Source organism: Gordonia sp. HS-NH1 (assembly GCF_001418765.1).
GTDB lineage: Bacteria > Actinomycetota > Actinomycetes > Mycobacteriales > Mycobacteriaceae > Gordonia.
The window spans coordinates 1-19,839 of sequence record NZ_LIYC01000046.1; the positions used below are offsets into that span (position 1 = coordinate 1).

General features: G+C 66.9%; 20 protein-coding genes, 1 tRNA gene, 1 other RNA gene and 1 pseudogene. 11 read left to right on the forward strand and 12 right to left on the reverse strand.

Features of this window, described 5'->3' with window-relative positions; all coding sequences use genetic code 11:
* Positions 1 to 557: pseudogene (locus AMD30_RS21215) on the forward strand (IS3 family transposase); the annotation flags it as partial.
* 416 nt (positions 558 to 973) lie between these two features.
* Here the strand turns inward: AMD30_RS21215 and AMD30_RS21220 are convergent.
* From AMD30_RS21220 to pgm, 3 genes are all read right to left on the reverse strand, one after another.
* Positions 974 to 1,049: transfer RNA gene (locus AMD30_RS21220), tRNA-Ala, on the reverse strand.
* A 121-nt stretch (positions 1,050 to 1,170) separates the two neighbouring features.
* Positions 1,171 to 1,923, reverse strand: a complete 753-nt coding sequence (locus AMD30_RS21225; protein ID WP_044507057.1) for a DsbA family protein — start codon at positions 1,921 to 1,923, stop codon at positions 1,171 to 1,173.
* A 69-nt stretch (positions 1,924 to 1,992) separates the two neighbouring features.
* Positions 1,993 to 3,636, reverse strand: a complete 1,644-nt coding sequence (gene pgm / locus AMD30_RS21230) for a phosphoglucomutase (alpha-D-glucose-1,6-bisphosphate-dependent) (RefSeq protein WP_055476995.1) — start codon at positions 3,634 to 3,636, stop codon at positions 1,993 to 1,995.
* Here pgm and AMD30_RS21235 point away from each other — a divergent pair.
* Entirely contained in the window at positions 3,635 to 4,393 is a 759-nt protein-coding gene (locus AMD30_RS21235) for an alpha/beta hydrolase (protein ID WP_156354366.1), read from the forward strand. The genes pgm and AMD30_RS21235 overlap by 2 nt on opposite strands.
* 18 nt (positions 4,394 to 4,411) lie before the next feature.
* On the opposite strand, the gene AMD30_RS21240 is transcribed toward AMD30_RS21235, so the two are convergent.
* On the reverse strand, positions 4,412 to 6,196 hold the full coding sequence (locus AMD30_RS21240) for a long-chain-acyl-CoA synthetase (RefSeq protein ID WP_055476996.1): 1,785 nt from the start codon (positions 6,194 to 6,196) through the stop codon (positions 4,412 to 4,414).
* Positions 6,197 to 6,330: 134 nt separating this feature from the next.
* Between AMD30_RS21240 and AMD30_RS21245 the strand changes: the two genes are divergently transcribed.
* The 7 genes from AMD30_RS21245 to AMD30_RS21275 all read left to right on the forward strand — a co-directional run bounded on the left by AMD30_RS21245 (position 6,331) and on the right by AMD30_RS21275 (position 12,857).
* On the forward strand, positions 6,331 to 7,566 hold the full coding sequence (locus tag AMD30_RS21245; RefSeq protein ID WP_044508103.1) for a CaiB/BaiF CoA transferase family protein: 1,236 nt from the start codon (positions 6,331 to 6,333) through the stop codon (positions 7,564 to 7,566).
* A 20-nt stretch (positions 7,567 to 7,586) separates the two neighbouring features.
* The gene (locus AMD30_RS21250) at positions 7,587 to 8,426 is read left to right on the forward strand and encodes an ABC transporter ATP-binding protein (RefSeq protein WP_055476997.1); all 840 of its coding nucleotides are present in this window, start codon (positions 7,587 to 7,589) and stop codon (positions 8,424 to 8,426) included.
* Positions 8,423 to 9,556 (forward strand): ABC transporter permease, encoded by a 1,134-nt coding sequence (locus tag AMD30_RS21255; protein ID WP_055476998.1) that lies wholly within the window; start codon positions 8,423 to 8,425, stop codon positions 9,554 to 9,556. The genes AMD30_RS21250 and AMD30_RS21255 overlap by 4 nt, the downstream gene beginning before the upstream one ends.
* Positions 9,553 to 10,194, forward strand: coding sequence for a class I SAM-dependent methyltransferase (locus AMD30_RS21260; RefSeq protein ID WP_055476999.1), 642 nt, complete (start codon positions 9,553 to 9,555; stop codon positions 10,192 to 10,194). The genes AMD30_RS21255 and AMD30_RS21260 overlap by 4 nt, the downstream gene beginning before the upstream one ends.
* A 76-nt stretch (positions 10,195 to 10,270) precedes the next feature.
* Positions 10,271 to 11,194 carry a metal ABC transporter substrate-binding protein gene (locus AMD30_RS21265; RefSeq protein WP_010843458.1) on the forward strand — a complete coding sequence of 308 codons (924 nt, stop codon included), beginning with the start codon at positions 10,271 to 10,273 and terminating at the stop codon, positions 11,192 to 11,194.
* The gene (locus tag AMD30_RS21270; RefSeq protein WP_055477000.1) at positions 11,191 to 11,982 is read left to right on the forward strand and encodes a metal ABC transporter ATP-binding protein; all 792 of its coding nucleotides are present in this window, start codon (positions 11,191 to 11,193) and stop codon (positions 11,980 to 11,982) included. The genes AMD30_RS21265 and AMD30_RS21270 overlap by 4 nt, the downstream gene beginning before the upstream one ends.
* Positions 11,979 to 12,857 carry a metal ABC transporter permease gene (locus tag AMD30_RS21275; RefSeq protein ID WP_055477001.1) on the forward strand — a complete coding sequence of 293 codons (879 nt, stop codon included), beginning with the start codon at positions 11,979 to 11,981 and terminating at the stop codon, positions 12,855 to 12,857. The genes AMD30_RS21270 and AMD30_RS21275 overlap by 4 nt, the downstream gene beginning before the upstream one ends.
* A gap of 55 nt (positions 12,858 to 12,912) precedes the next feature.
* On the opposite strand, the gene ssrA is transcribed toward AMD30_RS21275, so the two are convergent.
* Positions 12,913 to 13,286: a transfer-messenger RNA gene (ssrA, locus tag AMD30_RS24775) on the reverse strand.
* Between the two features lie 61 nt (positions 13,287 to 13,347).
* On the reverse strand, positions 13,348 to 13,929 hold the full coding sequence (locus tag AMD30_RS21280; protein ID WP_010844495.1) for a TetR/AcrR family transcriptional regulator: 582 nt from the start codon (positions 13,927 to 13,929) through the stop codon (positions 13,348 to 13,350).
* Between the two features lie 141 nt (positions 13,930 to 14,070).
* Between AMD30_RS21280 and AMD30_RS21285 the strand changes: the two genes are divergently transcribed.
* Both AMD30_RS21285 and AMD30_RS21290 read left to right on the forward strand, forming a co-directional pair.
* Complete coding sequence (locus AMD30_RS21285; protein WP_156354368.1) at positions 14,071 to 14,427, forward strand: hypothetical protein; 357 nt, start codon at positions 14,071 to 14,073, stop codon at positions 14,425 to 14,427.
* 147 nt (positions 14,428 to 14,574) lie between these two features.
* Positions 14,575 to 14,877, forward strand: a complete 303-nt coding sequence (locus AMD30_RS21290) for a hypothetical protein (protein ID WP_055477002.1) — start codon at positions 14,575 to 14,577, stop codon at positions 14,875 to 14,877.
* Between the two features lies 1 nt (position 14,878).
* On the opposite strand, the gene smpB is transcribed toward AMD30_RS21290, so the two are convergent.
* From smpB to prfB, 6 genes are all read right to left on the reverse strand, one after another.
* Positions 14,879 to 15,355 carry an SsrA-binding protein SmpB gene (gene smpB, locus AMD30_RS21295; RefSeq protein WP_010844498.1) on the reverse strand — a complete coding sequence of 159 codons (477 nt, stop codon included), beginning with the start codon at positions 15,353 to 15,355 and terminating at the stop codon, positions 14,879 to 14,881.
* A 90-nt stretch (positions 15,356 to 15,445) separates the two neighbouring features.
* Positions 15,446 to 16,354: a permease-like cell division protein FtsX gene (gene ftsX / locus AMD30_RS21300; RefSeq protein WP_010844499.1), complete on the reverse strand. Its 909-nt coding sequence runs from the start codon at positions 16,352 to 16,354 to the stop codon at positions 15,446 to 15,448.
* Positions 16,355 to 16,407: 53 nt separating this feature from the next.
* Positions 16,408 to 17,094, reverse strand: coding sequence for a cell division ATP-binding protein FtsE (gene ftsE, locus AMD30_RS21305; RefSeq protein ID WP_010844500.1), 687 nt, complete (start codon positions 17,092 to 17,094; stop codon positions 16,408 to 16,410).
* Positions 17,095 to 17,184: 90 nt separating this feature from the next.
* Positions 17,185 to 17,742 (reverse strand): hypothetical protein, encoded by a 558-nt coding sequence (locus AMD30_RS21310; RefSeq protein WP_010844501.1) that lies wholly within the window; start codon positions 17,740 to 17,742, stop codon positions 17,185 to 17,187.
* Positions 17,742 to 18,698 (reverse strand): mechanosensitive ion channel family protein, encoded by a 957-nt coding sequence (locus tag AMD30_RS21315; protein ID WP_010844502.1) that lies wholly within the window; start codon positions 18,696 to 18,698, stop codon positions 17,742 to 17,744. The genes AMD30_RS21310 and AMD30_RS21315 overlap by 1 nt, the downstream gene beginning before the upstream one ends.
* Complete coding sequence (gene prfB, locus AMD30_RS21320) at positions 18,695 to 19,810, reverse strand: peptide chain release factor 2 (RefSeq protein WP_010844503.1); 1,116 nt, start codon at positions 19,808 to 19,810, stop codon at positions 18,695 to 18,697. Before prfB ends, AMD30_RS21315 begins: the two co-directional genes overlap by 4 nt.
* Positions 19,811 to 19,839: the final 29 nt, after the last annotated feature.

Here is a 19,839-nt window from a genome sequence, read left to right on the forward strand (position 1 = left end):
ACGACCGGGACCACCAGTCCATGACGAACTGGTCCAGCGCAACTTCACCGCCGAGGAGCCAAATCGTTTGTCTGACCGATATCACCGAACACCACACCGGTGAGGGCAAGCTCTATCTGTGTGCGATCACCGACGTCTACTCCGGGCGGATCGTCGGCTACAGCATCGACTCGCGGATGAAGTCCCGGCTGGCCGTGGCAGCATTGCACAGCGCAGTGGCCCGTCGTGGTGAGGTGGCCGGTTGCATCGTTCACTCCGATCGGGGATCGCAGTTCCGATCGCGAAAATTCGTACACGCCTTGAACACTCATGGACTAACGGGGTCGATGGGCAAAGTCGGAGCGTGCGGAGACAACGCCGCGATGGAGAGCTTCTTCGCACTCCTGCAACGCAACGTCCTCGACCGCCAACGCTGGGACACCCGTGAACAGCTTCGAATCGCGATCGTCACCTGGATCGAACGGACCTACCACCGCCGACGCCGGCAAGCTCGCCTCGGTCGGTTGACGCCCATCGAGTACGAAGCAATGATCAACACCGCCGCTGCCGCGGCATGACAACCAAACTGTCACCTATCCGTGCAGCAGTCCCAAGCTCGTGAAGCTCCAACAGCAGAGAGAAGAGCTCGTAGCGAGCCAGAAGACGGAGGACGACGGTCTACAGACCGGGGCACGGCACATCCGCAACTGCCTCAAACTGCTGACTGACCCTCACGCCCTGTACGGTGCCGCGTCAGATGACGTCCGCCGCCAACTGAACCAGACCATCTTCACCGGCCTGTACGTGTTCGATGATGAGGTCGTCGCAGACGCCACAACCGCGTCTGTCAGCGGACTACACAAGCTCGAACGGTCCTGGGTCACTAACGGACGAACCGGCCACCCCAAAGGGGGACCGGTTCAGTCTTCGCGCTCTGATTTGAGTAGCCTCACGGCACCCATTTACGAGGGCACCGATTTGAGTAAGGCTCAAATGGTGGAGCTAAGGGGACTCGAACCCCTGACCCCCACACTGCCAGTGTGGTGCGCTACCAGCTGCGCCATAGCCCCGTATTTTGTTGTTCCGCCCTGTTCAAGGGCACTGGCGAAGTTACACCATCTCAGCGACGGCAACCAAATCGCCAGGACTCCGGCCGGGCAGGTCCGGGCCGGAGTTCTGGACGATCAGAGCTCAGGAGTTGCCACCGCCGAGGATGCTGTCGAGCCAGGCATTGCCCTCCAGCACGCCGTCGACGGGCTTGCCGTCGTGCAGCACGGTCGGGGTGCCGACCTGGCCGCCGGTGGCCTTCGACAGTTCGTCGGTCGACTTCTGCGCGTTCTCCTCGGCCTGGGCGACCTTCGCGTTGTCGGTGATGCAGGTCGCGGTCGCCGGCGTCGCACCCTGCTCGGTCGCCATTCGAGCGAGTTCCGGGCTGGTGATGTTGCCGGTGCCGTCCTCGGGCGGCTGCGCGGCGAACAGTGCGCTGTGGAACCGGAGGAACAGATCGGTGTTCTGTTCGTCGGCCACGCAGGCCAGCGCGCCGGCGGCTCGCGAGCTGTAGTCACCGGTCGCCGATCGCGAGTTCAGGAAGTGCAGCGTGTGGTAGCGCACGCGGAGTTTGCCCTCGGTGACGGCCTTGGTGATGGCCGGCCCGGACTGCTGCTCGAACACCTTGCACACCGGACACATGGGGTCCTCGAAGACGTCGATCAACGGGGCGGTCTCGGGGCCGACGATCATCGTCGAACTCGACGCCAGCGCGGCCTGATCGGTCTCACCCTCGCCTCGTCCGCTCCACCAGATCCCGCCGATGACGAGCCCGGCGATCACCAGGATCGCCACACCGCCGAGCACGTACGTCATCGTGTTCGACGGCGCGCTCGGCTGATACTTCGAGTTGGACGTGCGGGGCACCGATGCTCCCGGCTTGCGCTTCTTGCTCACATTCCGACAATAACGGCGGCGCGCTGAAAATTGTCTGAGGGATCGTCGGGCCCGGGGCGGGCCCGCAGGTCAGCTCCCCAACGCCGCGTCGACGACCTGTTGGGCCTCCTTCTGGACCTGCGCGAGATGGTCTGTGCCCTTGAAGGATTCGGCATAGATCTTGTAGACGTCCTCGGTACCCGACGGGCGTGCCGCGAACCAGGCGTTCTCCGTCGTCACCTTGAGGCCACCGATCGGGGCGCCGTTGCCCGGCGCCGACGTCATGATCGCCGAGATGGGTTCACCGGCCAGCTCGGTCGCCGTCACCTGCTCCGGCGACAACTTCGACAGCACCGCCTTCTGCTCCCGACTGGCCGGCGCGTCGATCCGCGCGTAGGCCGTCGTCCCGTACTGCTCGGCGAGTTCGGCATATCGCTGCGACGGCGTCTTGCCCGTCACCGCGAGGATCTCCGACGCCAGCAGCGCCATGATGATGCCGTCCTTGTCCGTCGACCACGGACTGCCGTCGAACGTCAGGAACGACGCGCCTGCGCTCTCCTCGCCGCCGAAGGCGACCCGACCGTTCAGCAGGCCGTCGACAAACCACTTGAAACCGACGGGGACCTCGAGCAGCGGGCGGCCGATCCCGGCGACCACCCGGTCGATCAGCGACGACGAGACGAGCGTCTTGCCGACGGCCGCCGACTCCGACCACTGCGGACGATGCGTGAACAGGTAGTCGATCGCGACCGCCAGATAGTGGTTCGGGTTCATCAGGCCGGCGTCGGGCGTGACGATGCCGTGGCGGTCCGAGTCGGCGTCGTTGCCCGTCGCGATGTCGTAGGAGTCGCGGGCGGAGATCAGCGAGGCCATGGCATTGGCCGACGAGCAATCCATCCGGATCTTGCCGTCGGTGTCGAGGGTCATGAACGAGAACGTCGGGTCCACGGTCGGGTTCACGACCGTCAGATGGTCGAGGTTGTACCGGAACGCGAGGCCGGCCCAGTACCCGACCGATGCCCCGCCCAGCGGATCGGCACCGATCCGGACCCCGGCGTCGTGGATCGCCTGCATGTCCACCACTTCGCCGAGTCCGTCGATGTAATTGAGCAGGAACGAATAGTCGTGGACGTGCTCGCCGCCGCGGGCACGGTCGAACGGGATGCGCGCGACACCCTCGAGTTTCTGCTCGAGAAGCTCGTTCGCCCGCGCCGCGACCACCGAGGTGATCGACGTGTCCGCCGGCCCCCCGGTGGGCGGGTTGTACTTGAACCCGCCGTCGCGGGGCGGATTGTGCGACGGCGTCACGACGATGCCGTCGGACAGCACGCCCGGGTTGTCCCGGTTGAACATGAGGATGGCGCGACTGACTGCCGGGGTGGGAGTGAACGAGTCGCTCTCGGCGGTGTAGACGGTGACCTCGTTGGCCGCGAGCACCTCGAGTGCGGTGCGCCAGGCCGGGACCGAGAGAGCGTGGGTGTCGAAGCCGATGAACAGCGGTCCGGAGATGCCGGCCGAACGGCGATAGTCGACGATCGCCTGCGTCGTCGCGAGGATGTGGGCTTCGTTGAACGCGTTGTCGAAGCTCGATCCACGGTGTCCCGAGGTCCCGAACACGACCTGCTGCAACGGGTCCGACGGATCGGGCGTGTTGTCGTAATAGGCACGCACCAAGGCGTCCACATCGACGAGATCTTCGGGCAGGGCCAAGGTACCAGCGCGAGGATGTGCCATGACCGCGATTCTGCCACCCCGCGCGCCGTTCGCCCGGTTGACGAACCGATCCGTCCGGCCGCGGGAACCGAATCGCTACGGTGAGACGAACGTCGACGCCGCATCGGAGGAACCCGCACACATGCTGATCTCGGGATTGTCGGGGCTGTTGTCACCCGAACGCTGTTCCCCCGGCCTGCTCGTGCTCGTCCTCCCCGGCGGCACGGACAGCAGTCACAAACCCTTCAGTCCCTGGCAGCCGTCCGCGCTGCGCATGTACCCGTTCACGTGGTCGCTGCAACTGCGTTTCGGCCGGTCGGTGCGCGTCCGTCAGGTCGGCTACCGCGTGTACGGCTGGAACGGCGACGAGAACTCGCCCATGCTCCCCGCCCGTGCGGCGCTCGACGAGATCTGCCGGCGTCACCCGGGCGTGCCGGTCGTCGCCATCGGACATTCGATGGGCGGACGTGTGGCCGCGCACCTCGCCGCCGACCGTCGGGTCATCGGCGTCCTCGGGCTGGCGCCGTGGTGGCAGTTCGCCGACTGGCGGCACATCCAGCCCGGTGCCCGGGTCGTCGCCGTGCACGGTGACGCCGACACCCGCACGCTGGCGAAGCGGACCCGCAAAGGGATCGACGAGCTGTCGGCCCTGGGAGTCGACGCCGAGTTCATCCCGGTGCCCGGCGGCGGTCACGCCATGCTCGACCACATCGGGCTCTGGCAGCGCAGCGCGCTCGACTTCGTCGGCGAACGACTCTCCGCTCTGCGCCGCGCCTGATCGGTCGGCGCCGTTCGGTCAACGCTTCGGGCGGGCTCCGGCCAACTCGTCGATGTACCCGGGATGGAACTCGATGTACTTCTCCCCTGCGAGCACATACAGCGGGTCGTCGCCGGTCTCGCCATAAGACTGTTTACGGAGTTCGGTGCGCATGTTCTTGAACGTCGAGGTGTGCTCCAGCGCCTGGACGATCCGGACGAACAACGGCACCGCATACGCGGGCAGACCGTCGCGCACATGCCGGGCCAGCCCGTCGGCGTCGAACGTCTCGCCCTCGCGCAGACTGATCGCGGCCATTCCCGCCTTCCCGTCGACGCCGGGAACCGGCACACCGAAGACGACCGCCTCCTCGACGGCCGGATGGGCGTCGAGCACCGCCTCGACCTCGGTGGTGGCCACGTTCTCGCCCTTCCAGCGGAAGGTGTCGCCGATGCGGTCGACGAAGCCGATGTGTGAGAAACCCTGATCGCGGACGACGTCACCGCTGTTGAACCACTTGTCGCCCTTACGCTTCGCGTCGCGGACGATCTTGCGCTCGGTCGCCTCCGGGTCGGTGTACCCGTCGAACGGCACACGCGAGTTGATCTGCGCCAGAAGCAAACCGGTTCCGCCCCTGCCGACCGGTTTCACCCGCCCGTCGGGATCGCGCAGCGGCTCCCCGGTCTCCTCGTCGTATTCGACGATCGTGTAGGGCAACGGCGAGAACCCGGCCGTCTTGGACAACCCGAAGACGTTGATGAAACCGATGTTCGCTTCACTCGCCGCGTACAACTCGACGATGCGGTCGATACCGAATCGCTCGGTGAACGCGTCCCAGATGTCGGGGCGCAGACCGTTGCCGACGGCCAGCCGGAGTCGGTGCGCGCGATCGGTCGGCTTCGGCGGTTGCGCAAGCAGATAACGGCACAGCTCGCCGATGTAGGCGAACGCGGTGGCGTCGTTCTCGATGATCTCGTCGATGAACTTCGACGCCGAGAACTGCCTGCCGATGGCCAGGCAGGCACCGGACGCGAGGACCGACGACACCGAGATCGTGAGAGCGTTGTTGTGGTAGAACGGCAGCGCGGTGTACATGACGTCGTCACCACGCAAACGGATTCCCAGACCGCCGATGCCGTTCATCGCGACCAGCCAGCGATAGTGGCTCATCTTGCTGGCCTTCGGGTAACCCGTTGTGCCCGAGGTGAAGATGTAGATCGCAGTGGAGCCGACCTCGATCGATTCGGTGACCGGTCGGTCGAGCGGCGAACACCGTGCGGTCAGCGTCGTGAGCTCGGCGAAGGTGTACTCCTTCGCCGGGCGGCACCCGGCCGGCACCGACTCCAACGCTTCCAGCAGATCATCTTGGTAGAGCACCACTTTCGGCTCGATGAGCCCGAGGCTGTGCTCCAGCACCGCGCCGCGCTGATTGAAGTTCAGCATCCCGCAGATCGCCCCGATCTTGACGATCGCCAGCATCGCGATGACGACGTCGGGATGGTTTCGCGACAGCACCGCGACCACGTCACCGCGACCGACACCTTCCCGGACGAGGAAGTCCGCGAGCCGGTTCGCATGGGCGTTCGCCGCGCGGTAGGAGATCGACGACCCCTCGAACCGGAGGAAGTCCCGATCGGGGTACTTCTGCACACTCTGCTGAAACCGCTTGCCGATGGACATCTTCGTGGTCGGCGGTTTGGGCAGCATCTCCGGCAGCGTCCGCAGGATCGTCCCGGCGTCACCGCGTAGCGACGCGACTCCCGACACCATGTCGACCAGCCGGATGTCCGGCAGGAGTCCCGTTCCCGACGCGTGATCAACCATGTTTCTCCAGCCTCCCCGATGTGTTGGACGCCACACACCCTAGCCGGAGTTCGGCGTCAATGAAACAGTGGAGGCGAATCGTTCCATCGGCGTCGAGGCTTGGCGAGCTCTCGGTGACCGGCCACACTGTCCTGATGACCGATACCTCGCCGCGACCGACGAGCGAACACCCCGCCGGCCCCCTCGACGGCGTCACCGTCATCGAGTTGGGCACGCTGATCGCAGGCCCCCACGCCGCACGGTTGCTGGGTGACATGGGCGCCGAGGTCATCAAGATCGAGGCGCCGGGCAAGCCCGACCCGATCCGCACCTGGGGGCAGGCCGAGGTCGACGGCCATCGGTTCTACTGGACGGTCCACGGACGCAACAAGAAGGCGGTCACGCTCGACCTGCGGTCGGATCGAGGTCGAGACCTGTTCCTCGATCTCGTCGAGCGTGCCGACGTCGTCGTCGAGAACTTCCGTCCCGGAACACTGGAGCGGCTGGATATCGGCCCCGAGGTGCTGTCCGCGCGCAATCCGGGCATCGTCGTGGTGCGTGTCTCGGGTTATGGCCAGACCGGACCGGATTCGACGCGCGCCGGGTACGCCTCGGTCGCCGAGGCCGCCAGCGGGCTTCGGTACCTCAACGGGTATCCGGGACAGCTCCCGCCGCGGCTGGCCCTGTCCCTGGGCGACACTCTCGCCGGCATGTTCGCCGCGCAGGGCGCACTCGCCGCACTGTACCGGCGTTCGGTGACCGGCAAGGGTCAGGTCGTCGACACCTCACTCATCGAATCCTGTGTGGCCGTGCAGGAATCGGCCATCGCCGACTACGACGCCGGCGGTGTCGTGCGCGGCCCGTCGGGTACCCGGCTCGACGGCATCGCGCCGTCGAACCTCTACCCGACCAGCGAGGGCACCCACGTCATCATCGCCGCCAATCAGGACTCGGTCTTCGCGCGGCTCTGCGCGGCGATGGGGCAGCCCGAACTCGCGACCGACGACCGGTTCGCCGATCACGCCGCTCGCGGACGCAACCAGGACGAACTCGACGCACTCATCGGCGACTGGTCGCGGCAGTTCACGCCGGAGAAGCTGACCGAGGTGCTCGGCGCCGCGGGAGTGGTTGTCGGACCGGTGAACTCGGTTGCCGAGGTGGTCGCCGACCCGCATCTGCGGGCGCGCGGGATGATCGCCGAACACTACGACGAACGCGCGCAGCGCACCGTGCTCGGGCCCGGCGTCGTGCCGCAGTTCAGCGACACTCCCGGTGGTATCCGCAACGCCGGTCCCCCGGCCCCCGGCTGCGACAACGAGGACGTCTACGGCGGGTTGCTGGGGTTGTCGGACGAGGAGATCACGGCGTTGCGAGCAGCCGGAGTCATCTGAGACTGGGCTACGGTCGTGGCATGTCACTGGTCGCCACCGGGCTCTCGCGTACCTTCGGCCGGCACACCGCCGTCGCCGAGGCGGGCCTCGAACTCAGATCCGGCAGGATCAGCGGGCTCGTCGGGCCCAACGGCGCAGGCAAGACGACCCTGCTGCTGCTCCTCGCCGGCCTGCTCGCCCCCGACAGCGGCACGATCGTGGTCGACGACGCGGCGGTGGACCCCGCGGACATGCGCCGGTTGACCGGGTGGATGCCGGACATCTTCGGCACCTGGGAGAGCCTCACGGCGCACGAGATCCTGACGACCTTCGGCAAGCTGTACGGAATGCCCACCACCCGGGCCCGTCAGCGCGCCGGTGAACTCCTCGAACTGGTCCACCTGACCGATCTCGCGGCGCGGCCGGCGCACGAGCTGTCGCGCGGCCAGAAACAACGCCTCGGCTTCGCACGCGCGCTGGTGCACCGACCCCGGATCCTGCTGCTCGACGAGCCGGCCTCCGGAATGGACCCGCGGTCCCGGATGGACTTGCGCGGCCAGCTCCGCCGGCTCGCCGACGACGGGTGCTCGATCCTGGTGTCCTCCCACATCCTCTCCGAGCTGGAGGAAATGGTCGACGACGTCGTCCTGATGACCGAGGGCCGGACCCACACGGCGCCGAGTACCGCCGGTGGGGTGTGGCGCATCCGGCTCGTCGGGCAACCGCCGGGGCAGGCGCAGGAAACGCGCTTCGACGACGAGACCGCCGCCTCCCGGCACCTCGCACAACTGGTGGCCTCCGGGGCGGCGGTCAGCGAATTCGCGCACGTGTCCACCGGCATCGAAGACGCCTACCTCGCACTGGACCCGGAGCGCCGATGACCACGACCACGCTCCCGACGGACGACTCGCGACGCACCGGATTCTCGTCGTGGTGGCGGATGGTCGCCGTCATCGTCGAACTCGAGTTACGTCAGCGACTGCGGACGACGAGATGGAAGGCCTCGCTCATCGTGGCCTTCGTCGTGACCTCGCTGGCGGTCTTCGGGTCCATGTACCTGGCCGTGGGGGTGTTCGGCGGCACCTACACCGGCTGGGCGTCGAATCTCTACGCGCTCTTGCTCGGATTCCTGTTGCTGCTCGGGATCATCGTGGCTCCCACGCTGGCGGCGACCACGATCAACGGTGACCGCAAGGACGCGACCCTGGCCGTGGTCCAGGACACCGGGATCACCAATTGGCAACTGGCGCTGGGCAAACTCATCGGGAGCTGGGTGGCGGGCATCGCCCTGGTCGCCGTCGCCGCACCGTACCTGATCTGGGGCCTGGTCGAAGCGCCCCAGTCGATCTGGCGCAGCGTGCTCGGCATCGTCGTCCTGGCACTCGTCTTCGCGTCGTATGCAGGCATCGGACTCGGATTCTCCGCGGTGACAGCGCGCCCGGCGGGATCCGCGGTGCTGACGCAGTCGGCCGTCTTCTTCCTCCTCCTCGGCCTGCCGGTGGCGTTCGGTCTCCTGTATCCGACGACGGCACAAATGCATTCGGTGATCCGCACCGACACCACGGTGACGGACCCATCGAGCCCGACGCCCACCTGGACGTGTCAGGAGGTCACCCGCGAGGAAGAGTTCCACCACCAGGAACGCATCTGGTGGCTCCTCGCCCCGAATCCGTTCTTCATCGTGGCCGACGCCGTGTCCACGACACCCGAGAATCCGACGAGGGCCTCCGACAGCACCGCGCAGGAGATCTCGCAGACGCTGTCGGCGGTGCGGGCGGGCCCGTACATCGGCCCTCGCACGTGTGCCGACATATCCTTCGGTTACGTCGACCAGCAGGCCCCCACCGGACACATCGCTCGCGAAACAGCCCACCAGACCTCCGAGATGGGGGACTCGTGGTACGTCGGACTGGGGATCTACCTGATGCTCGGCGGCCTGGGATATCTCGTCGCGGCCCGACGTCTGCGGATACCCGCCGGCAAGCTGCCGCGCGGCGTCCGGATCGCATGAGCGCCGGCCACGGCACCGCCGGGTTCCAGCCCGGGTACGACGCCCTGGCCGATCTGTACGCCGAGACGTTCCCCTCGCCGTTCACGAACATCTTGCAACGCCACGCCTTCGACGCGTTCGTCGAACACGTCCGCGGCAGCGGTGTCACCGGAACAGTGGTCGACGTCGGGTGTGGGCCGGGCCTGCTGACCGCCGAACTCGCTGCACGCGGTTTCGATGTGATCGGGGTCGACCCGAGTACATCGATGCTGCGAATCGCACGGTCGACGCACCCCGCAGTCGGATTCGTCTCCGACGACGCCCGTCTCGGGGCGCCGGAGCTCGCCGGCGTCACCGTCGCGGCGATCCTGGCCCGGTTCAGTCTGATCCATGTGCCACCCGACGCCGTACCTGATGTGTTGGCAGGCTGGGCGGAACGGATGGACGCGGGCAGCATCGTCCTGGTCGCCGGCCAGGCGAGCGCCGACGAGGGCATCGTCGACTTCGATCATCGGGTGGCACCCGCGTGGCGATGGCACCCGGACCGCATGTCCGCCGCACTGGCCGACGCCGGATACGACGAGGAATGGCGAACGGTACACCGAGCCGACGACGATCACCGCTTTCCCGAGTTCCACGTTCTCGCCCGGCGGCGGTGAGCGACGGCTTCGAGCTCGGCTGAGCCGTCCAGCCCCCGAACTAGAAAGTTCGGACAACCGAAACTATAGTGTCGGCATGCCCAAGCCCGCGCGTCGTCGGTTCCTCACCGCAGGGGCACTCCTCACCGCCGTCTGCACGGTCCTCGCCGGTTGCACGCTGTCGAGCCGGCTACCCGACGAGAAGGTCGTACTCACCACGTTCACCGTGCTCGCCGACATCGCCTCCGAGGTCGCCGGCGATCGCCTCGAGGTGGAGTCGATCACCAAGCCGGGCGCCGAGATCCACGGTTACGAGCCCACCCCCGGCGATATCCGGCGCGCCGCGACCGCCTCGCTGGTCCTCGACAACGGGCTCAACCTCGAAGCCTGGTTCGCGCAGTTCGTCGACGGACTCGACGTCCGGCACGTGGTCGTCAGCGAGGGCATCGAGCCGATCGACATCGCGTCGGATGCCTACGCGGGCAAACCCAATCCGCACGCGTGGATGAGTCCGGTCAACGTCCAGATCTACGTCGACAACATGGTCCGCGCGTTCACCGAGCTCGACCCCGACGGCGCCGCCACCTTCGAATCCAACGCGGCCGCATACAAAAAACAGCTGCAAGAGGTGCAGACCGACCTCACCTCCGCCCTCGCCGGGCTACCCGCCAACGAAAGGGCGCTTGTGACGTGCGAAGGCGCGTTCTCCTACCTCGCCCGCGACGCCGGACTCACCGAGCGCTACATCTGGCCGGTCAACGCCGAACAGCAGGCGACGCCGCAACAGGTCGCCGAGACGATCGACTTCGTGCGGGCCAACCGCGTCCCCGGCGTGTTCTGCGAGTCCACGGTCTCCGACGCCCCGATGAAGCAGGTCGTGAACGCGACCGACGCCCGTTTCGGCGGGACCCTGTACGTCGATTCGCTCTCCGAAGCCGACGGCCCCGTACCCACCTACCTCGACCTCATCCGCCACGACGTCGCGACCATCGTGTCGGGCCTGACCGGGAGCAACACGTGAACGCCTCAGCGACAAGCGGTTCCGCCATCGAAGTGACGGACGTGACCGTCCGGTACGGCGACATCCTCGCCCTCGACCACGCGTCGGTACGCGTGCCGGCCGGCCAGGTGTGTGGCCTCGTCGGCATGAACGGTTCGGGCAAGTCGACGCTGTTCAAGACGATCGTGGGCTCGGTGACCCCGACGACCGGCACGGTCCGGCTCGGCGGCCGGACCCCCACCGCAGCGCGTCGTGCCGGCGCGCTCGGCTACGTACCGCAGTCGGAGGACATCGACTGGAGCTTCCCGATCTCGGTCCGCGACGTCGTGATGACCGGTCGCTACGGCCACCTCGGGTTCACGCGCCGACCGAAGCGGGCCGACCACGACGCCGTCGACGAAGCCCTGGCGCGCGTCGAACTCACCGACTTCGCCGACCGCCAGATCGGCCGGCTGTCCGGCGGTCAGCGCAAGCGGGCCTTCGTCGCCCGCGGCATCGCGCAGGAAGCGGGGATCCTGTTGCTCGACGAGCCGTTCGCCGGTGTCGACAAACGCACCGAGGCCACCATCACCGCGCTACTGCGCGAACTCGCCGACGCCGGGACGACGATCCTGGTCTCGACGCACGACCTGCAGGTCCTGCCGGAGCTGGCCGACGAGGCGATCCTGCTGATGCGCCGGGTGATCGCGCAGGGCGCGCCGACCGAGGTGATCACCGCGGAGAATCTCGTCCGCGCGTTCGGTCTCGATCCCCTCGCCCGGCCGACTTCGGAACGCCACGGCTCCGAACATCCCGAGGAGGTCGCGTGAACATCGTCGACATCCTCCTCGACCCGTTCGCGTACGCGTTCATGACCCGCGCGCTGTGGGCGACGTTGATCTCCTCGGTCGTGTGTGCGCTCCTGTCGTGTTGGCTCGTGCTGATCGGCTGGTCTTTGATGGGCGACGCCGTCTCGCATGCGGTGCTGCCGGGCGTGGTGCTCGCCTACATCGTCGGCGTCCCGTTCGCCATCGGCGCGGTGATCTTCGGTTTCCTCGCGGTGGCACTGATCGGCGCGGTCCGCGATGGCGGCCGGGTGAAGGAGGACGCCGCCATCGGCATCGTCTTCACGACCCTCTTCGCCTTCGGACTGGTCCTGATCTCGGTGACGCCGAGCCAGACCGACCTCAACCACATCATCTTCGGCAACCTGCTGGGTGTCTCGACGTCGGACCTGGTGCAGATCGCGATCCTGGGCGCGATCGTCGCGACGCTGCTCCTGCTGAAGCGGCGCGACTTCACCCTCTACGCCTTCGACCGCACGCACGCCTTCGCGATCGGTCTCAGCCCGAAGCTGCTCGGCGCGGCCCTGCTCGCGCTGCTCGCCCTGACTGCGGTCACGGCGCTGCAGGTCGTCGGCATCGTGCTCGTGGTCGCGATGCTCATCATCCCCGGCGCGACCGCGCGACTGCTCACCGATCGCTTCGGTCGGATGCTGATCATCGCGCCCGCCATCTCGGCGATCTGCGGTGTCATCGGCCTGTACGTCTCCTACTACCAGGACACCTCCCCCGGCGGGATGGTCGTCCTGGTCCAGGGCATCACGTTCTTCGGTGTCTACCTGTTCAGCCCGACCCACGGCGTGGTGACGAAGCGACGCAAGCATCGCGAGAGTGCGACCCTCGACGCGCTGAGCACCGGGTAGCCGACCTGCCCGTAGAGACAACGAAAGCGCCCCACCTGAACAGGTGGGGCGCTTCTCGTGGAGCTGCCGGGAATTGAACCCGGGTCCTCCGTCGTGTTGTTAGGGCTTCTCCGTGTGCAGTCCGCTATGTCTCTACTTGGATCTCCCGGTCACGCGAACAAGCCGAGATGACGATCCCAGTCGCTGTTTGATGTTCCGACCTCACCCGCGACCGGCGAGGACGGTGAGCTCCCATGGATGATGCCGGCATCCGGGTCTGGGAGCATAACCCGGGCCGACAGACTAGCCGGCGCTACTTAGGCAGCGAGGGCGTAGTCGCGCTGATTGGAATCGGCGCTTAATTGGTTGCTGCGACGCTTACGGTGGTCTCCAGCCTGCACCGACACGCTTCCCCTATCTCGACGCACGAAGTCGAAACCGATCAGCCCCGAGTAGGACCCGCCGACGGAAGTCAGCGAGCACTTCAGTCTAACAACTCGTTGCGCAGAGTTCATTCCCGTTTCCCCGGCGCGCGTCCTCGGCGGTCACCGTCGGCGGCGAAGGCCATGGGAGCGAAGGCGGTGACCGTTCGGTCCTCCCAGTCGTCGGCGACACCTCCCGTGCGGGCGCGCTCGGCGACGAGCGCCCCGACGATGCCGTCGACCAGCACTTCAGGCTCCATCGACGACGCGAACTGACCGTTCCGTTTGCCCGCGTCGAGGACTTCCCGGAGTTCGGAGCGATGCCGCGCCAGCACCTGCCGGAAAAGGACGCCGAACTCGGGATCGGAATCGGTCAGCAGGGCCGCCATGCCGCCGAAACCGATGCCGTCGACCACCATCGACGCCGCGTGGCGCACCACCCAGCGGAGCCGGGCCTCGGCGGACAGGTCCGCATCGGGCGGCTCGACCACCGCGACCTCCAGCAACGCGGCGCTGAGCATCTCGTTCCGGTTGCGGTATCGGCGATAGATCGTCGTGCGCGCCACCCCGGAGTGGGCGGCGACGCTCTCGACCGTGACCCCCGCCGGCCCGCGGGTGCGGAGCAGTTCGAGGGTCGACCGGACGATCTTCGTGCCGCTGTCGCCTGCCACTCGTGATCACCTCGCACTTCCAGCCACTCCGGATCCGATCTCTGGCAGAAATGATACCGCGCGGCGAAACGCTACACGTAGCGTAGCGCTACAGTGGGTGTAGCGAATCGGGTCGGGACCACTCAACGGAAGGAGTTCGTCGTGCGCGGAACGCCTCGATCGACATGTTTTGCTTTCACCGGATACTTGATCCTGCTGCTCGCGTTTCTGTTTCTCGGGTTGTTCGTGGTGGCGTTGGCCGATGGCGTCGCCGCGCCCGCGTGGCCGTTCGGCGTCGGGATGGCGGTCCTCTTGACGACATCTGTCGCGTGCTTCCGGCACCAGTCGGTGCTCAGCCGTCGATCACGCTTCTCGGGCGGCGACATCCTCTCCGCCGACCCGATGACACCACTCCTGCGACGAGCCGACATCGAGCGCTACGAGCGCACCTACCGCCCGAGTGCCGACGTCTCGACGATGCACCGGACCGAGCAGATCAGCGCCGACCGCGCCGCGTGACGCCGACGACCCGCGCGAAGGGCGAGGTCGGATGAGCTGCCAGCTCATTCACAGCTGCCCGCCAGGCCCGGCCCAGGCGCCGCCGGGATCGTGGAGACCTCGTGAGCCGAGGACGGACTTCGGCCGACCGACGAGAGCGAGACCGAGATGACCTCCCCGACCCCCGGCGAGCACGAACCCGACCACGCCTCCCCCGCCCCGCGACCGGTGGCCCCGAAGACCGCCCCGGCCCGGTCGGCCCTGATCGCCGGCGCAGCCGGACTGGCCATCGTCGCGGGCGGACTGGGGTTCGGCGCCGGCTACATCACCGGCGATACAACGTCTGACCGGCCGACACCCGCCGCCGTCTGGCAGCAGGGCGACAACGGCCCGGGAATGGGAGGCGGCCCCCAGATGGGTGGACCGCAGATGGGTGGAGCGCAGCAACGTCAGCCCGAGACGAGCGGCTGACTCACCCCATCCCCTTCACGCGACGACCGACCTCACGCTCGACCTCGCGCTGGGCGGTCCGCTTGGCGATGTCCTGGCGCTTGTCGTGGGCCTGCTTACCGCGCGCGAGTGCGAGCTCGACCTTCACCTTGCCGTCGTTGAAGTACATCGACAACGGCACAAGCGTGAGATTGCCGTCGCGGATCTTGCCGACCAGGTTGTCGATCTCGCGGCGGTGCATGAGCAGTTTGCGTTTGCGCCGCACAGAGTGGTTGGTCCACGAGCCGTTGCCGTACTCGGCGATGTGCAGGGCATGGAGCCAGACCTCGCCGTCGTCGATCGTCGCGAACGCGTCGACCAGCGAGGCCTTGCCTGCGCGGAGGCTCTTCACCTCGGTGCCCACGAGCACGATCCCGGCCTCGTAGACGTCGAGGATGGCGTAGTTGTGCCGGGCCTTCCGGTTGGACGCGATCACATTGCGTCCCTTTTCCTTCGGCATGCACTCACCTCCTCGACTCGATACCGGCCGACCTGCGGACGACCCACGTGTTGCTGACAGCCGACAATCGGAACCGTCGGCACGGACGGATCATTCCCGGACATAGACACGAAGCGTGACATACGCGGTCGCGCCGGCCAACACAATTCCGCCGAGCACCAGGAACGGTGCGACGAACAGCACGTCGGTCAACTCGATCCGGGCGAAGAAACTGACCCCGTACAACTCGCGTAACGCGTTGTCGAAGAAGAACTTCTTGGCCAGCAAGAGACCGCCGATGGCCAGCACGGAGCCGACGAAGGCGGACACCACCGCCTCGAGGAGGAATGGCAGCTGGGTGTACCACCGGGTGGCGCCCACCAGGCGCATGATCGAGACCTCGGTCCGTCTGGTGAACGCAGCGACCTGAACGGTGTTGATGATCAACAGGATCGCCGCGATCGCCAGTACCGAGGCGATGGCGAACGTCGCGTTGCGGACCCCGTCGAGCACGCTGAAGATCCGCTGCACCAGTTTGCGGTCGTCCTTGAAGGCGTCCACGCCCAGGTCTTTCCGGTCCGCGTATTTGGTGAGCACCGCATCGAACTGCCCTGGGTCGGACACCCGCACACGCAGGGAGGCGGGCAGCGTGCCCTCCACGATGTTCTCGGCGAGGTCGGGGTTGTTCGCGAAGATCTCCTTGGCGCGCTTGAAGGCCTCGTCCTTGTCCAGGTAGGTCACCGAGGTCACGCCCGGCTCGTTCTCGAGCCCGCGACGCAACTGGGCACACGGGTCGGACTCGCACTGCGGATCCCGTTCGGTCACCTCGGGATTGAGGTAGAACTCCATCTCCACGCGGTCGAGGAAGATCTGCTGACTCTTGTCGGCCATCTGGATCACCAGCAGACCGCCGCCGAACATGCCCAGCGTGATCGCCGTGGTGATGATCATCGCGATGGTCATGGTCGCGTTGCGGCGGAGTCCGTTGAGAACCTCGCTCAGGATGAAATTCGCTCGCATGCTTGCTCAGACAGTCCTTGGGTCGTGGGTGTGTGATTGCAGGGCGCGGTTGGTCAGCCGATCCCGTACACACCTTGGGGGTCGTTGCGCACGAGCTGTCCGTTGTCGAACTCGAGGACCCGCCGGCGCATGGCGTCGACGATGTGGCGGTCGTGGGTGGCCATCACCACGGTGGTGCCCCGACGGTTGACGCGGTCGAGGACGTCGACGATCTCCTCACTGGTCTCCGGGTCGAGGTTTCCGGTCGGCTCGTCGGCGAGGAGCACCAGCGGCCGGTTCACGATGGCGCGCGCGATCGCCACGCGCTGCATCTCGCCGCCGGACAGCTCGTAGGGCATGCGATCGTGCTTGCCCTCCAGACCCACGTACTCGAGCACCTCGGGCACGACACGCTGAATGGTCGATTTCGGCTGTCCGATCACCTCGAGCGCGAACGCGACATTCTCGGCGACGGTCTTCTTCTGCAGCAGCCGGAAATCCTGGAACACGCACCCGATGGACTGCCGCAGCTTCGGCACCGCGCGCGCCCGCAGCCGGTTGACGTGGAACTCGCCGAGATACACGTCGCCACTCGTCGGACGGTCCTCCTTGAGGAGGAGCCGGAAGAACGTCGACTTGCCCGATCCCGACGGACCGATCAGAAACGCGAACTCCCCCTTGTCGACCTCGAGGCTCAGATCCTTCAGAGCGGGTCGACTGGACGCCTTGTACTGCATCGTGACGTTCTCCAGCTTGATCACGGTGTGCCAGTGTAACGACGACTCCTGAGAGCGTGTTCAGGCGCGACATACCGGCGCGGCCGCACGCTTGACCAGCCGTTTCCGGCCGCGTCAGCGTGTCGGGACCGTCGTGGTCGGGGTTTGTCCGCCGAAATTCGGGAACGGGATGTTCGGCAGTCCCGGGATGGTCTCGCGGCTCGTGCTCGGCGTCTGCGATCCCGTTCCGTCGGTCGAGGTGCCGTCCGTGCCCTCCACGCCGCCGGTCGTGTCGGTCGTCGACGGTTCGGTGCTGGTGGTGGTCGTCGACGACGTGGTCGGCGGTGGCTCGTAGGTCGGTTCGACCGTCTGCGAGGTCGTCGGGGCGGGTCGGGCGGGAGCCGGGGCCACGACCCCGTAGCGCTGCGAGGTGTATCCGTACAGCACGCAGCACGCCAGGAACACGGCGACGAGGATCGCGGTGCTCGTGCGGACCCGGGTCCGTGCGATGTGACCCCAGTCGAACCGCCGCCTGCGGTCGGGGGCGGCCGGCGACTCGGGTGGTGACGGGTCCTGCGGAGGGATGCCCTGCGTCGGGATGATCTGGGTCGGGTCGTCCGCGCCGGGGATGGGCCGCTCGGGGTGGTTCTCGCCGGACCCGTGCCGGCCCGGGGCGTTCGGTGAGTCCACCATCAGTCTCCCCCGTCCCGGTTGCCTTGGTCGGCCTGCGTTGCCGGTGGCCCTCCGGCGGCGCGTACCTCGCGAGCGGGCACGTTGATTCCCTCACGTGCCAGCGCGCGGATGATGTGGACACGCAACGCACGTCCCACCTCGAACTGTTTGCCCGGCAGGGTGCGCGTCACCATGCGCACCGTGATCGCGTCGAGCTCGAGGCTGATGACGCCGAGCGACGACGGTGCGTCGAGCAGGATGTCGTGCCACCGCGGCAACGCGTAGAACTCGCGGCCGACCCGATCCAGCGTCTCGTTGACCATCCCGATGTCGGCTTCGGACGGAACCGGGACGTCGACAACCGCGCGCGCCCAGTCCTTCGAGAGGTTGGTGGCCTTGACGATCTGCCCGTTGGGAACGGTGATGACCTCTCCTTCGGCGGTGCGCAGCTTGGTCACCCGCAGCGTCACGTCCTCCACGGTGCCCTCGGCGGGCGAATTGCCGGTCACGGTCAGATCGACCACGTCGCCGTAGCCGTACTGCTTCTCCGCGACGACGAAGAACCCGGCCAGGATGTCCTGCACGATGCGCTGTGCACCGAAGCCGAGTGCGGCACCGATCACCGCCGTGGGCCCGGTCAGCCCGGTCAGCGGAATGCCGAACACCGACAGTGAGTGGATGATCACGATGATCGCGATCACGACGATCAAGGTCCAGGCGACGACGTCGACCAGCGCCCGACGATGCTTCGCGTCTTCGGTCTGCACGATGAGATCGCTGGTCGAGAACCGCGAATCCACACGCGAGGCGTATTTGTCGGCGAACCATCGGATCAGACGGGCCAGCAGGACCGCGCCCAGGATCCAGATCACGATTTCCAGGCCGCTGGTGACGAGCCAGACATAGACCCGACCGAGGAGCAGTTCGGTCGGGCTCGGCTCAGCGGCCAGCAGCAGATCGGCGGGTGAGGCGATCACGCTTCGGCGGTCGCCATCCGCCAGCGGATCCCGGCCTCGATGAACTTGTCCAGTTCGCCGTCGAGCACCGACGTCGGGTTGTTGTCCTCGACGCCGGTCCGCAGGTCCTTCACCATCTGGTACGGGTGCAGGACGTAGGAACGCATCTGGTTGCCCCAGCTCGAGCCGCCGTCACCCTTCAGCGCATCGAGCTCGGCGCGTTCCTCTTGCCGCTTGCGGTCGAGGAGCTTGGCTTGCAGGACGCGCATCGCCGACGCCTTGTTCTGCAGCTGACTCTTCTCGTTCTGACACGTCACGACGATGCCGGTCGGGATGTGCGTCAGGCGGACCGCCGAGTCGGTCGTGTTGACCGACTGCCCACCGGGACCCGACGACCGATAGACGTCGACCTTGATGTCGTTCTCGTCGACGTCGATGTGGTCGGTGGTCTCGACCACCGGCAGCACCTCGACCTCGGCGAAAGACGTCTGGCGCCGGCTCTGGTTGTCGAACGGACTGATGCGCACGAGTCGATGGGTGCCCTGTTCGACCGAGAGCGTGCCGTACATGTACGGGGCCTTCACCGCGAAGGTCGCACTCTTGAGGCCCGCCTCCTCTGCATAGGACGTGTCGTAGACCTCGACACCGTAACCCTTCTGCTCGGCCCAGCGGATGTACATGCGCATCAGCATCTGCGCCCAGTCGGCCGCGTCGACGCCGCCGGCGCCGGAACGGATGTTGACGACCGCGTCGCGCGAGTCGTATTCGCCGGCGAGCATCGTCTTGACCTCCATCGCCTGGATGTCGGTCCGCAGGCTCTCGCGCTCGGAGTCGGCGTCGGCCAGCGCGGCGACCCTGTCGTCACCTTCTTCGGCCTCGGCCAGCTCGTAGAGCACCGGCAGGTCCTCGAGTCGCTGGCGCAGCTCGGAGACCTTCCGGAGTTCGGACTGCGCGTGGGACAGCTCGCTGGTCACCTTCTGGGCATGGTCCTGGTCGTTCCACAGGTCCGGGTCAGAGGCCTGCATCTCGAGTTCGTCGATGCGACGACGGAGCTCCTCGAGATCGAGCACCTTCTCAACGGTGGTCAAGGTGGCGTCGAGGGATTCGAGGTCTGCGGTCACGTCGGGATGCACGGTTATCCAGAGTACCGACAGTCCGGCGC

Excerpts from the sequence above, each read along its gene's own strand:
- AMD30_RS21235 (WP_156354366.1), top strand. The coding sequence starts at position 3,635 with ATGACCGCGATTCTGCCACCCCGCGCGCCGTTCGCCCGGTTGACGAAC.
- pgm (WP_055476995.1), bottom strand. The coding sequence starts at position 3,636 with ATGGCACATCCTCGCGCTGGTACCTTGGCCCTGCCCGAAGATCTCGTC.
- AMD30_RS21240 (WP_055476996.1), bottom strand. The coding sequence starts at position 6,196 with ATGGTTGATCACGCGTCGGGAACGGGACTCCTGCCGGACATCCGGCTG.
- AMD30_RS21245 (WP_044508103.1), top strand. The coding sequence starts at position 6,331 with ATGACCGATACCTCGCCGCGACCGACGAGCGAACACCCCGCCGGCCCC.
- AMD30_RS21250 (WP_055476997.1), top strand. The coding sequence starts at position 7,587 with ATGTCACTGGTCGCCACCGGGCTCTCGCGTACCTTCGGCCGGCACACC.
- AMD30_RS21255 (WP_055476998.1), top strand. The coding sequence starts at position 8,423 with ATGACCACGACCACGCTCCCGACGGACGACTCGCGACGCACCGGATTC.
- AMD30_RS21260 (WP_055476999.1), top strand. The coding sequence starts at position 9,553 with ATGAGCGCCGGCCACGGCACCGCCGGGTTCCAGCCCGGGTACGACGCC.
- AMD30_RS21265 (WP_010843458.1), top strand. The coding sequence starts at position 10,271 with ATGCCCAAGCCCGCGCGTCGTCGGTTCCTCACCGCAGGGGCACTCCTC.
- AMD30_RS21290 (WP_055477002.1), top strand. The coding sequence starts at position 14,575 with ATGACCTCCCCGACCCCCGGCGAGCACGAACCCGACCACGCCTCCCCC.
- smpB (WP_010844498.1), bottom strand. The coding sequence starts at position 15,355 with ATGCCGAAGGAAAAGGGACGCAATGTGATCGCGTCCAACCGGAAGGCC.
- ftsX (WP_010844499.1), bottom strand. The coding sequence starts at position 16,354 with ATGCGAGCGAATTTCATCCTGAGCGAGGTTCTCAACGGACTCCGCCGC.
- AMD30_RS21310 (WP_010844501.1), bottom strand. The coding sequence starts at position 17,742 with ATGGTGGACTCACCGAACGCCCCGGGCCGGCACGGGTCCGGCGAGAAC.